The sequence below is a fragment of the Noviherbaspirillum sedimenti genome (genome assembly GCF_003590835.1).
In the GTDB taxonomy this organism is placed as follows: Bacteria; Pseudomonadota; Gammaproteobacteria; order Burkholderiales; family Burkholderiaceae_D; genus Paucimonas; species Paucimonas sedimenti.
The window spans coordinates 2936473-2948617 of sequence record NZ_QYUQ01000002.1; the positions used below are offsets into that span (position 1 = coordinate 2936473).

Annotated in this window: 9 protein-coding genes; 4 read left to right on the top strand and 5 right to left on the bottom strand. The window is 64.6% G+C overall.

Translation table 11 applies throughout. The features are described 5' to 3' along the window. The first annotated feature begins 130 nt into the window (after positions 1-130). Entirely contained in the window at positions 131-544 is a 414-nt protein-coding gene (locus D3878_RS13755) for a hypothetical protein (RefSeq protein ID WP_119786008.1), read from the top strand. Between the two features lie 25 nt (positions 545-569). On the opposite strand, the gene D3878_RS13760 is transcribed toward D3878_RS13755, so the two are convergent. From D3878_RS13760 to argS, 4 genes are all read right to left on the bottom strand, one after another. Then, on the bottom strand, positions 570-1352 hold the full coding sequence (locus D3878_RS13760) for an SDR family oxidoreductase (RefSeq protein ID WP_119786009.1): 783 nt from the start codon (positions 1350-1352) through the stop codon (positions 570-572). Between the two features lie 80 nt (positions 1353-1432). After that, complete coding sequence (locus tag D3878_RS13765) at positions 1433-2107, bottom strand: thiol:disulfide interchange protein DsbA/DsbL (RefSeq protein ID WP_119786010.1); 675 nt, start codon at positions 2105-2107, stop codon at positions 1433-1435. Positions 2108-2126: 19 nt separating this feature from the next. Beyond that, complete coding sequence (locus D3878_RS13770; RefSeq protein ID WP_119786011.1) at positions 2127-2786, bottom strand: SPOR domain-containing protein; 660 nt, start codon at positions 2784-2786, stop codon at positions 2127-2129. A gap of 32 nt (positions 2787-2818) precedes the next feature. Continuing rightward, a complete protein-coding gene (argS, locus tag D3878_RS13775; protein WP_119786012.1) occupies positions 2819-4573 on the bottom strand; it encodes an arginine--tRNA ligase in 1755 nt (584 codons plus the stop codon). 280 nt (positions 4574-4853) lie between these two features. Here argS and D3878_RS13780 point away from each other — a divergent pair, with 280 nt between their 5' ends. Genes D3878_RS13780 through D3878_RS13790 form a run of 3 tightly spaced genes read left to right on the top strand, consistent with a single transcriptional unit; the run spans position 4854 to position 9495 of the window. After that, the gene (locus tag D3878_RS13780; protein WP_119786013.1) at positions 4854-5456 is read left to right on the top strand and encodes a hypothetical protein; all 603 of its coding nucleotides are present in this window, start codon (positions 4854-4856) and stop codon (positions 5454-5456) included. A gap of 12 nt (positions 5457-5468) precedes the next feature. Next, positions 5469-6335 (top strand): substrate-binding periplasmic protein, encoded by an 867-nt coding sequence (locus tag D3878_RS13785; protein ID WP_199688165.1) that lies wholly within the window; start codon positions 5469-5471, stop codon positions 6333-6335. A gap of 52 nt (positions 6336-6387) precedes the next feature. After that, a complete protein-coding gene (locus D3878_RS13790; protein ID WP_119786014.1) occupies positions 6388-9495 on the top strand; it encodes a response regulator in 3108 nt (1035 codons plus the stop codon). A gap of 57 nt (positions 9496-9552) precedes the next feature. On the opposite strand, the gene D3878_RS13795 is transcribed toward D3878_RS13790, so the two are convergent. After that, entirely contained in the window at positions 9553-12039 is a 2487-nt protein-coding gene (locus D3878_RS13795; protein ID WP_158592261.1) for a GGDEF/EAL domain-containing response regulator, read from the bottom strand. Positions 12040-12145 lie beyond the last annotated feature (106 nt).

Sequence of the window (12145 nt, forward strand, 5' to 3'; positions counted from 1 at the left end):
CCATCGCCTCACGGTCTCCTGGTCTACCAGAGCCCATTCTCAGACTGTTTTTTACGCGGATTTGCAAACAGCAATCGTTCCCGCGACCATTAGAGTCACTGCCACCCTTTGACATGGAATAGTGCGCGTCATGAAAGCATCGATAGAACGAGAAGATTTCAGCGAGCGCTTGCAACAGGCATTGCGCAACGCTGACTATTCCCCAGACAGCCCGACCCAGCTGGCGCGAGAATTCAACATCCGCTTTACGGGCCGCCCGATCACGGTCCACGCCGCCCGCAAATGGCTGGTGGGTGAAGCCATCCCCACCCAGGAAAAGCTGCGCACCCTGGCGCAATGGCTGGGGGTTCAGGCGGAATGGCTGCGCTTCGGCAGCGGCCAGCAAGAGCAGCGTGCCGGCGGCGCCGGCGGCGACGTGGCGGAGCGCTTCGACTCCGCCGATGTCAAGCTGATCGCCGACCTGCAGCGCCTGGATGATCATCACCGCATGATTGCACGCGAAATGATCCGCCTGCTCGTGCGCATCAACCGCGCCAAGGACTAGCCGCCGGCAGCGCCAGCTTGCCAGGCTAGTCCGGCAAGCTGCGCGGCTTGCGCCCGGCCTTCGCGCTCAGGGCGTCGAACACCGCATTGGGCAACAGCCGCAACAGCTTTGCCACCATCCCCATCTGCCAAGGAATCACGCGATAGCTGGCGCCGGCATCGATCGCCCGTTGCGCCTGCGCGGCAAATTTTTCGGCCGTCAGCAGGAAAGGCATGCGGTAAGGATTAATGCGCGTCATCGGCGTATCGATATAACCCGGCGCAATGGTCACCACGCGGATGCCGCTGTCGCGCAGCTCTACCCTCAAGGATTCGCAATAACTGATCACCGCCGCCTTCGAGGCGCTGTAGGCGCCGGCGCCGGGAATGCCGCGAATGCCGGCGACGCTGGCAATGCCCACCAGGCGGCAGACGCCGCCCTCGCCCGCCTGCCGCTTCATCGACGCGATGAATGGCGCAAACGTCGCCACCGTGGCGCAAAGATTGGTGGCCAGGATACGTTCGAACACCGCCAGGTCTTCGGCATATTCGGTCAGGGTTCCCGCCGAAATGCCGGCGTTGGCAACCACCACGTCGGCGCCGCCGGTGGCAGCGATGAAATCGGCGGCGGCGGCCGCCAGGGCCGCGTGATCGGTGACATCAAGCGGATAGCAACGGTGGCGCTGCGGATTCGGCAAGCCGGCGGCCAGTTGCCGCAGCGCGTCGGCGCGCCGCGCCACCAGTCCAAGGCACGCGCCCTGTTCGGCATAACGCCGCGCCAGCGCAGCACCGATGCCGCTGGAGGCGCCTGTGATGAAAACTCGTTGCATGTCGATTGTTCTTGAAAATAAAAAAGTCCGCCGTCTTGCGAGCGGCGGACCGATGGGCGGCGACCGTCAGGCCGCGCGCCTTATTTCTTCGCCGCCGGCTTGGCGGACATGGTCACCAGCTTATCCATGACTTTCAGGGTGGCGGCGTGCAAGGCCGGCTCCGGCATGCGGCCATTTCCCTCGGAGACGATCGACGGCGCGGTGAGGTAGCGGCCATCGACCGCCAGCGTCGGCACGCCCTGGATCTGGTAAGCCGACTGCAGTTGCACGGCGCGCTTGACCTTGGCATCGACCCCGAAGGAATTGTAGAGGTCGAGGAATTTCTGCTTGTCCACGCCTTCCTTGGCGATGAATTCGACGATCTGCGCCTCGGTGTCGAGCTGGCGACGTTCGACGTGGATCGCGCGGAAAATTTTCGCTTGCAGCTCGTCGGCCTTGCCCATCGCTTCCAGGGAATAATACAGGCGCTGCTGCGGCACGAAGGAATCGCGGAAAGCCACCGGCACGCGCTTGAAGGAAATCTTGTCGCCCTGCTTTTTCACCCAGTCCGCCAGCGCCGGATCCAGCGCACTGCAGTGTGGGCAGGAATACCAGAAGAATTCGGTGACTTCGACCTTGCCGGCGGATTCAGTTTGCTGTGGCTTTTCGAGGGTCAGGTAATCCTTGCCGTTTTGCGGATTGTCCGGCGTTGCGCTTGCGCTTGCCGCCAGCAGGGAAAAACCGACTGCCATGAAAAATCGAGAAAGAAGACGCATATCGTTCCTTATAAAAAAATTATTTCTGGATGCGCACAACCGCCACATCCACCCCATTCTCAGACAACTTTGAACGGATCCTGTTCATTGCATCGACTTGTGCGAACGGCCCCACCCTTACACGGTACAGTGTGCCGGTGGCGGCATCGCCGTTGCGCTCGCTGATACTGCTTTCGACGCCCAGCAAGGCCAGCTTGGCCTTGGCGTTTTCCGCATCGGCCTGTTCGCGGAACGCGCCGGCTTGCAGATAATACGACCACTTCTCGTCGCCTGCAGCGGCGTCCTTGGCCGCTGCGCCGCCATCGGCCGGCTTGGCCTTGTCGGCGGGCTTGTCTGCGGGTTTGTCAACCGCAGGCGCCTTGGCAGGCGCGACTGCGGCCTGGTTGGGCGGCGCCGCCTGGCCGGCCCCGGCGGGTTCGGCGCTGACGGCGGGTTCGGCGTCCTTCTGGAATTCCTTGGCCGCCTGCTTGGCCGGTTCACGGTTACCGTACAGCGACTTGTTCAAGTCCGGCATCTGGCCCGTGTCGGCATCCTTGGCGGGCTTGAAGCCGCGATCGACGAAAGGGATCGGAGTCTTGTTGATGGTGACCGCCACCCCGACTGCAATGCCCAGGCCGATGATCAGCCCGATGATAATCCCGAGAAAAGTGCCGCCGGCTTGATTGTGCCTGTAATTCATGTAATTCCTGCCGCTTCCGAAAAGAGAGTCGCTCACATCCTTGACGGCGCCGATACACCGATCAGCGCCAGGCCGTTGCGCAATACCTGGCGGGTTGCCTGCAGCAAGGCCAGCCGTGCCAGTTTGGTGGATTCGTCATCGACCAGCACCCGTTCGGCATTGTAATAACTGTGCAAATCGCCGGACAGGTCGCGCAGATAGAAAGCTACCTGATGCGGCCCCAGTTCGTCGAGCGCTTTTTGCAGCATGTCCGGGTATTCGGCCAGCCGCGCCAGCAAGGCCGCCTCGCGCGGCGAATTCAGTGGCGCAAGGTCCACACCGGCCAGGCCGGCTTCGTCGCCGCCCCACTGGTTGAACACCGAGCAGATGCGCGCATGCGCGTACTGCACGTAATACACCGGGTTTTCATCGGACTGCGCCAGCGCCAGATCGACGTCAAAGACGAATTCGGTATCGGCCTTGCGCGAAATGAGGAAGAAGCGCACGGCGTCGCGCCCGCGCGTCAGGTCGCGCGCGCCGGCGTTGTCAGTGGCGTCAGCGGCGTCGGCGGCAGCCTCGCCGGCCGACCATTCGATCAGGTCGCGCAGGGTCACGTAAGAGCCGGCGCGCTTGGAAATCTTCACTTCCTCGCCGTTCTTCATCACGGTCACCATCTTGTGCAGCACATAGTCGGGATAGCCCTCAGGGATGCCCACGCCGACCGCCTGCAAGCCGGCGCGCACGCGCGCGATGGTGCCGTGGTGGTCACTGCCCTGGACATTGATGACCTTGCCGAAACCGCGCTGCCACTTGGTGATGTGATAAGCCACGTCCGGCACGAAATAGGTATAGCTGCCATCGGACTTTTTCATCACGCGGTCCTTGTCGTCGCCGTAATCGGTCGAACGCAGCCAGAGCGCGCCGTCCAGCTCGTAGGTCTTGCCGGCCTTGACCAGTGCATTGACCGTGGCTTCGACCTTGCCATCGTGGTACAGCGAGGATTCGAGATAGTAGTTGTCAAACTTCACGCCAAAGGCTTGCAGGTCGAGGTCCTGCTCGTGGCGCAGGTAGGCGACCGCAAACAGGCGGATCGATTCGAGGTCGTTGGGGTCGCCGCTGGCGGTGACCGGCGCGCCGTCGGATGCCGACACGGTTTTCTTTGCCAGGAAATCGGCGGCGATGTCGGCGATGTAGTCGCCGTTGTAGGCCGATTCCGGCCAGTGCGGATCGCCCGGCTTGTGGCCGCGGGCGCGCGCCTGCACCGAGTACGCGAGGGTGCCGATCTGCACGCCGGCATCGTTGTAGTAAAACTCGCGGGTGACGGCGTAGCTCTGCTGCTCGAACAGCGCCGCCAGGGCGTCGCCCAGCGCGCCCTGGCGGCCGTGGCCGACGTGCAGCGGACCGGTCGGATTGGCCGAGACGAATTCAATCAGCACCGACTTGCCGGCGCCGCCCTCGCCCTTGCCGAAGCGCGCGCCCTGCTGCTGCACAGCGCTGACGACGGCCTGTTTGGCGGCTTCCGCCAGGCGCAGGTTGATGAAGCCGGGACCGGCGATGTCGGCGCTGGCGATCAGCGCCTCGCGTCCCGGGCTGGCCAGCAGGTTGGCCACCAGCGCCTGTGCCAGTTCGCGCGGGTTCTTTTTCAGCGGCTTGGCCAGCTGCATGGCGATATTGCAGGCGACGTCGCCGTGCGCGGGGTCGCGCGGGCGCTCCAGCACAACGGCCGGGACGAGATCGCTGCCGGCGACGATAGGCGCCAGCGCGTGCTGGAACAAGTCGATGATTTCTTGTCTTTGTATTGCGAGCATGAAAATTTCAGTCTATGCGGCGCCGGGCGCCAGGATTGGAGTTCAGGCGTGATTATACCGGCTACGCCGCCCGGCTCGTCTGCCCACCGGCAATGTGGAGCATCCTACACTGGCGCAAGGCCAGCACGTGTAACATAATGAAACAAGATCAACATCCGGTAAGCAGCGATAGCAAGCCTTGCGGCAAACGACGGCATCTTCTGCTTTTTTTGGCAAGATGGCATCATCGCCCCATTGTCCCGTCGTTCGTTTGCCAGAAGCCTACCCCGAGGAGCGCAACATGAAACCCATCGTCCTGCTGCCGGCCGCCGCGCTGTTCGCCGCCTGCCTGGCACCGGGGGCGCTGGCACAAGCCGCCGCTGGCGCCGTCCGGGAGGCGCCAGCCCATCAGGAAGCCACCCGGATCTACCGGCAAGTGCTGCCGGACGGCCGTATCGTCTATTCCGATGAAGCCGTCGCCGGCGCCAGGCTCGACCACACCATCACGATGACACCGCCAATCAAGGGCAACCTGTGGAGCACCGAGCCCGGCCAGCGTCCGAAGGTAGCGCCGCAAACCACGCCGACCCCGCTGCAACGCGTCGACCCGCTGCGCACGCCGGCGCCCGGCAAGAGCACCATCGCGGTTCCCGATGCGGCCCTGGCCGAAGTCATGCGCGCCGAAATGCTGCTGGAGGATGCGAAAAAACGCCAGGCCGCCGGCGCCAGGGCCTTGCCGGGCGAGCAGCGCGACAACAGCGATGGCGGGCTATCGTATAACCAGGCCTACTTCAGCCGGCAAATGCGGATGGCACGCGATGTCGAATACGCCCAGGATGCCTTGAAAAAAGCCCTCGTCACGCGTGATGGGGTACGCACTGCGGACGTACGCCCTGCGCGCTGATCCGGGCCGAACATGTTGCGTCCCCTGCTTCGTCTCGCCGCCAGCCTCGCCATCCTGCTTGCCGCCGGCGCCACCTGGGCCGCCCCGGCGGCACCGCCTGCCACGCTGCGCGTCTACCCCACCGGGCCGATCTATGACTTCCGCTGGAAGCTGCTGGAACTGGCGCTGGCGCATACCCAGGATGACGGCGGCGTGATGCGGCTGCAGCCGCAGGCCGAAGAGGCGACGCAAAACCGCGCCATGCTGATGTTGCAGGCAGGCACGATCGACGTCATTGCGCTGGGCACCAACGTGGAGCGCGAGGCCATGGCGCGGCCGGTCCGGATCGATATCCTGCGCGGCATTGTCGGCTACCGCGTGTTCGTGATCCGCGCCGCCGACCAGCCGCGCATCGCCCGCATGGAAGCAGGGGAACTGCGCCAGCTGACTTTCGGCCTGAACAGCCAGTGGGCCGACCTGCCGATCATGCGCGCCAACGGCTTTACGGTCGAGACCTCCACCAGCCATGAAAACCTCTATGGCATGCTGGAGGCGCACCGCTTCGACGCCTTTCCGCGCGGCCTGAACGAAGCCACGCGCGAACTGGCGCAACACCACCATCTCTACCCGCAGCTGACGCTGGAAAGCAGCAAGGCGCTGTACTTTCCCTACCCGGTGTATTTCTGGGTCAGCCGGACCAACACCGCGCTGGCCAGCCGCATCGAACGCGGCCTGCAGCTGGCGCTGGCCGACGGCTCCTTCCGCAAGCTGTTCGAACGCTATCATGCGGAAGAAATCGCCGCACTGCAAAAGGACCGGCGCCAGGTGCTGCGACTGCGCAACCCGGCCCTGCCAAAGAATAATGCCGAGCCGGACACGCGCTGGTGGTGGCGACAATAGATGACGACAATCGACAAGACAATCCTTCAGGATTGACAGGGGAGTAACAAGAATGGCCAAGCAAAAGCTGGCGCGGCGCCTGCTGTATACGATGTTTCCGTGGTACCTGGTACTGGCGCTGAGCGCCACCGGTGTCCAGTTGGCGATCCAATATTTCACCGTCGAACGCGCAATCGTGCGCGATCTGGCCTCGCTCGGCGCCACGGTCGGTCCAGGCGTCACCACCGCGGTATGGGAACTGGACACGCCAGCACTGGCATCGATGGCGCGCGCGCTGCGGCAAAATGCCATCGTCTCGGGCGTGCGCGTCGCCGACGCCACGGGCGGAACGCTGGCGGCCGATGGCGATCTGTCAAGCGCAGATGACGGCGATGCGGGCACGATCTTCAGCCCGCATCGCCGCCAGAGCGCGCCGTTGGTGTATGAGTCGCTGCGCGAAGGCAAGCGCCTGATCGGCTACCTGCACCTGTACTCCAGCCACCAGGTATTGTGGGAGCGCTTCAAATACGGCTTTTTCGTGGTGCTGGCCAGTTCGCTGTTCATCACCACCGGCCTGTGGCTGCTGTTTTCCTGGACCATCCGCTATCGCCTGGCCGACACCGTGACCCGGGTTGCCGAAACAGTGGCGGAGTGGCGTATTTCCGGCGACGCCGCACCAGCCGAACAAATCGCCTATCCCTACCGCGACGAACTCGGCACGCTGGTCAATGCCTTGAACGACAGCCGCGGCCGCCTGTCCGCCTCGATGCAGGAACTCAAGGCCGTCAACCAGAACCTGGAACAGAAGGTCGAGGAGCGCACGCGTGAACTGCAGCAAGCCAAGGAAGCCGCGGAAGCCGCCTCGCAGGCCAAAGGCAGCTTCCTGGCCAACATGAGTCATGAAATCCGCACGCCGATGAATGCCATCATGGGCCTGACCCACCTGGTGCTGCAAACCGAGCTGGCCGGGCGCCAGCGCGATTACCTGGAAAAGGTGCAGACCTCGTCGGCGGCGCTGCTGGGGCTGTTGAACGACATCCTCGACTATTCGAAAATCGAAGCTGGCCGGCTGCAACTGGAGCAGACCGAATTCGAACCGGAGCGCAGCCTGAAGAATGTCGCCGACCTGTTCATCGGCCGCATCGAGGAACAAGGCCTGGAACTGTTCGTCGAGATCGATCCGGCGGTGCCGCGCCGGCTGGTGGGTGACTCGCTGCGCTTTGAACAGGTGTTGAACAACCTGGTCGGCAATGCCGTCAAGTTCACCGATGCCGGCGAGGTGCACGTACGGCTGGCGCTGCAGGAAGACAGCGGCGACCAGGTCGTGCTGGAGGCGACCGTGCGCGATACCGGCATCGGCATGGCGCCGGAACAGGCAGACCGGATATTCGAGGCCTTCACCCAGGCCGACAGCTCGATCACCCGCAAGTTCGGCGGCACCGGCCTGGGGCTGGCGATCTGCCAGTACCTGGTGCAGCTGATGGGCGGCAAAATCGCCGTGGCCAGCACACCCGGCCGCGGCAGCAGCTTCAGCTTCAGCGCGCACTTCGGCAAGGCCGCCGCGCAATCCGCGGCAGAGATCGGACACCTGCAGCAGTTGCGCCCGATGAAGACCCTGGTGGTGGATGACCAGGAGACCTCGCTGACCCTGCTCGACAAGCTGCTGGCGGCCTGGGGCTTCGAAGTGGCGACCTGCACCTCCGGCGCCGCCGCGCTGGAGCTGGTGTTTGCCGCCGAAGCCGCCGGCCAGCCATTCGACCTGTTGTTGCTGGACTGGAAAATGCCCGGCCTGAGCGGGCTGGAAGTGGCCCACGAAGTTGCACAGGCTGCGCAAAACGGCCGCATCCATTCACCGCCAATCATGGCGATGGTCACCGCGCATGACCGCGACCAGCTGCTGCGCGAAGCCGGCGCCACCCGTCTCGATTCCGTTCTGGCCAAGCCGGTGGTGCCCTCGGCCCTGTTCGACGCCATCCTCGCCATCCAGCATCCGCAGCAGGCCCAGCAGGCGCGCGCCGCGGATGCACGCCAGCACCATGCGGGTCCGCGCGCGACGCTGGCGCAGATCCGCGGCGCTCACGTACTGCTGGTGGAAGACAATCCGCTGAACCAGGAAGTGGCGCGCGAATTTTTGCTGCAAGGCGGCCTGCGCGTCACGCTGGCCGGCAACGGCCAGGAAGCGCTCGAGCAGGTACGCGGCGGCCGCTTCGATGCGGTCCTGATGGACCTGCACATGCCGGTCATGGATGGATTGGAAGCGACCAGGCGCATACGCCAGCTGGACCACGGCCGCGACTTGCCAATCCTGGCGATGACGGCGGCGGCAATGGGCCAGGACCGCATCGCCAGCGCCGCTGCCGGCATGAACGATCACATCGCCAAGCCGGTCGATCCGCTGGAACTGGCCGAGCGCCTGGTGGCATGGATCAGGCAACCCGCCGGGACCAAGGTCACCGCCGCTGTTACGGCCGCTACGCCCACTACGGTCGCCGTGCCGGCCGACATCAATGCGTCCGGCACGGCGGCAAGGGAGACGCAAGCAGCGGCGCTGGCGCGTGACTTGCCCGGCGTCGCCGTGACACAGGCGCTGGCCCGCCTGCACGGCAATACCGCGCTGTACCAGCAATTGCTGACAAGCTTTACCGACCGCCACCGGCACGCCGCCGCCGCGTTGCGGCGCCATGCCGCGACCGGCGACAGCGATGCACTGTACCGGCTGGCGCATGAATTGAAAGGCGAGGCCGGCAACCTCGGGCTGACGGCCGTGGGCACCGCTGCCGACGCGCTGGCGATCTGCGTCAGGCAAGCGCAGCCGCACGCCGTGGAATCGGTCAAAGCGCTGGCCGAGACGCTGGCGACAGAATGCACACTGGCGCTGGCACAGCTCGATGCGCTGGCGGCGAGCGCTGCATCGACCATCGCGGCCGTTGCCGCCGTCGCGGCCAGCCTGGGCCTGCATAATGACGAACAGGTCTTGCCCTTGCTGGAAACCCTGCACGGCGAACTCACGGCACGGCAGTTCGCCGCAATCCAGACGACAGAAAGGATCGAGGCGCTACTCAAGGGCAGCGCGCTGGCGCCAGCCTTTGTTGCGGTGGTGCGGCCGGTGCGCGTATTGAATTATGCGGTGGCGCTGGCGGCGCTGCAGCGATTCATGCTGCAGCGGGCCGGGCAGGCGTGAGTGAAGTAAATGCGTGAACTCAATGCCTGAAGTCAGTGAGTCAATAAAGTTCAGGGTTCAGGAGCCCACCAAGCTATCGGCGCGTGCCAGCAGCGCCTCGAAGTCGGCGACGACGCAAGGCTTGCCGAAGTAAAAGCCCTGGAACAGGGTGCAGCCCTGCTCGGCCAGGAAGCGCCGCTCCGCATCCGTCTCCACCCCTTCGGCAATCACCGGGATGCCCAGGCTGCTGCCCAGCGTCATGATGGAGCGGATGATGGCGGCATCGACGCTGCTCCCGGGCGCATGGCGCACGAAAGACTGGTCGATCTTCAACTGGTCGATCGGCAGCCGCTTCAGGTAAGCCAGCGATGAATAGCCGGTGCCAAAATCGTCCAGCGAAAAACTGATGCCGATTTCGCGCAGGCGCGTCATCTTGCGCACGATGCTGTCGGTATTTTCCAGCAACAGGCTTTCGGTGATTTCCAGCTTGAGCTGGTGCGGATCGATGCCGCTGGCCTGCACCAGCAATTCGATATCCTCGACGAAGCCGGATCGCTCGAACTGGCGCGAACTGACATTGACCGCCATCGACAGGTGGGCGGTGGCCGGATTGCCCTGCCAGTGGCGCAGCTGGCGGCAGGCCGTTTCGAGAATATGCAGGCCGAGCGGTGCGATCAGTCCGGTATCTTCGGCCAGCGGGATGAAATGCCCCGGCGCCAGCACGCCGTCTTGCGGATGTTGCCAGCGCACCAGGGCTTCGGCGCCGACGATGTGGCCCGCGCCGTCGACCTGCGGCTGGTACAACAGGAAAAACTCGCCAAGTGCCAGGCCCTTGTACAGCGCCTGCTCGAGGGCGACCCGGGTCAGCGCGCTGGCCTGCATTTCCGGCTCGAAGAAGCGCAACGCATTGCCCGGCTTGGACTTGGCGCTGTACATGGCCAGCTCCACCTGCTGCAGCAGCGCTTCCTCGCCCTGGCGCTGGCCGGAAAACAGCACCGCGCCCAGCGAAACGGAAATGCGATACTCGCTGTCGGCCACTGCCACCGGACTATCCACCGCCGCCATGATGCGCTCGCCGATCATGCCCGCCAGCCTGATGGCTTCGACCTCGCTGTCGCCCAGGTTTTCCAGCAGCACGAGGAACTTGTCGCCACCCAGGCGCGCCACCATGCCGCCGCTGCGCACCGATTGCTCGATGCGGCGCGCCATCTCGACCAGCACCAGGTCGCCGACGCTGCGGCCCTGCGCCTGCTCGAGGCGGCGGAAATTGTCGAGGTCGAGAAACAACAGCGCCCCCACGCCTTTGCCATGGGCGCTGTCGGCGAGCGCCGCGCGCAGGCGGTCGCGCAGCATGCGCTGGTTGGGCAGCCGGGTCAGCTGGTCGTAGAAGGCCAGTGTGCGGATCTCTTCCTCGGCCAGCTTGCGCAGCGTAATGTCCTGCAATACCGCCAGATAACCGGTCGGATTCGCATCGGCCCCCGCCAGCGCATTGACGGTCAGTTGCAGACAGCAACGCTGGCCGTCCAGCTCCAGGTCGAACTCTTCCTGCGCGGTGCACTGGCAGTCGGCCGCTGCGGCGATCGACTGCGCCAGCTGCCGCCCCAGTTCGCGCGGCAGCACCGCGCCATACGCATTGCCCACCACGTCCTGCGTCAGGAAGCCAAGCCGGCAATCCTTCGGCGTATGGCACATGGTGATATGGCCTGCGCGGTCCAGTACCAGCACCGCGTCCTGCAGCGAGGCGATCATGGTGGCCAGCTGCGATTCGCGGCGGCGCAGTTCGATTTCCGCATGCTTGCGGCGGCTGATATTCATGTAAGTGCCCATCAGCCTCACGGGATGCTGGTGGGCATTGAATTCGACCCCTTTGCCGTGCAGCTGCATCCAGACGTAGGCGTCGTCCTTGTGGCGCATGCGGATTTCCGGATCGAACAGCCTGGCTTCGCCGCCAGAATAGGCGTCGCGCGCGGCAAACAGGGCCGGCCAGTCGTCGGGATGCACCAATTGCCGCCAGCTCATCACGCAGGGCGCCATCTCGCCGCGGGCGTAACCGAGCGGAATGGCCCAGTTGGCGTTGAACATGACTTCATCCTGTTCGGGACGCCACTCCCACAAGCCCTGCTCGGCGCTGACCAGGGACAGTTCGAGGTCGCGCCGGCGGCGGCTGCGTTCGAGCACGTTGCGCACCCGCGCCAGCAGGATCGGCACCACGATCGGCTTGGTGATGTAATCCTCGGCGCCCAGTTTGAAGCCGGCCAGCTCGCTGCCCAGCGAGTTATCGGCGGTGACGAAGATGACGGCGGTATCGCGCAGCAAGGGGTTGATGTGCTGGCGCAGGCGCCGATGCACCTCGTGACCGCTCATGCCGGGCATCATGACATCGAGCAGGATCAGGTCGGGCGGCGCGCGCTCGGCCAGTTCGAGCGCCTCCGCGCCGGAAGTGGCGAAGCGCACCTCATAGGCGTCGGCCAGTGCATTGCCAAGCACGACGACATTCGCCGGAACGTCATCGACAATCAGGATTTGCGCACGATCAGCTGCCTGACCCTTCACCTCGATAGCCACTCTCACTCCCCTTTGCGCCGTCTGCTGGCACGGCATACTGGCTTGATCCCGCCGCCTGACGGGAACTGTTTGCCGTTAATTGTATGCCAATTTGGGCGGTGCGCCC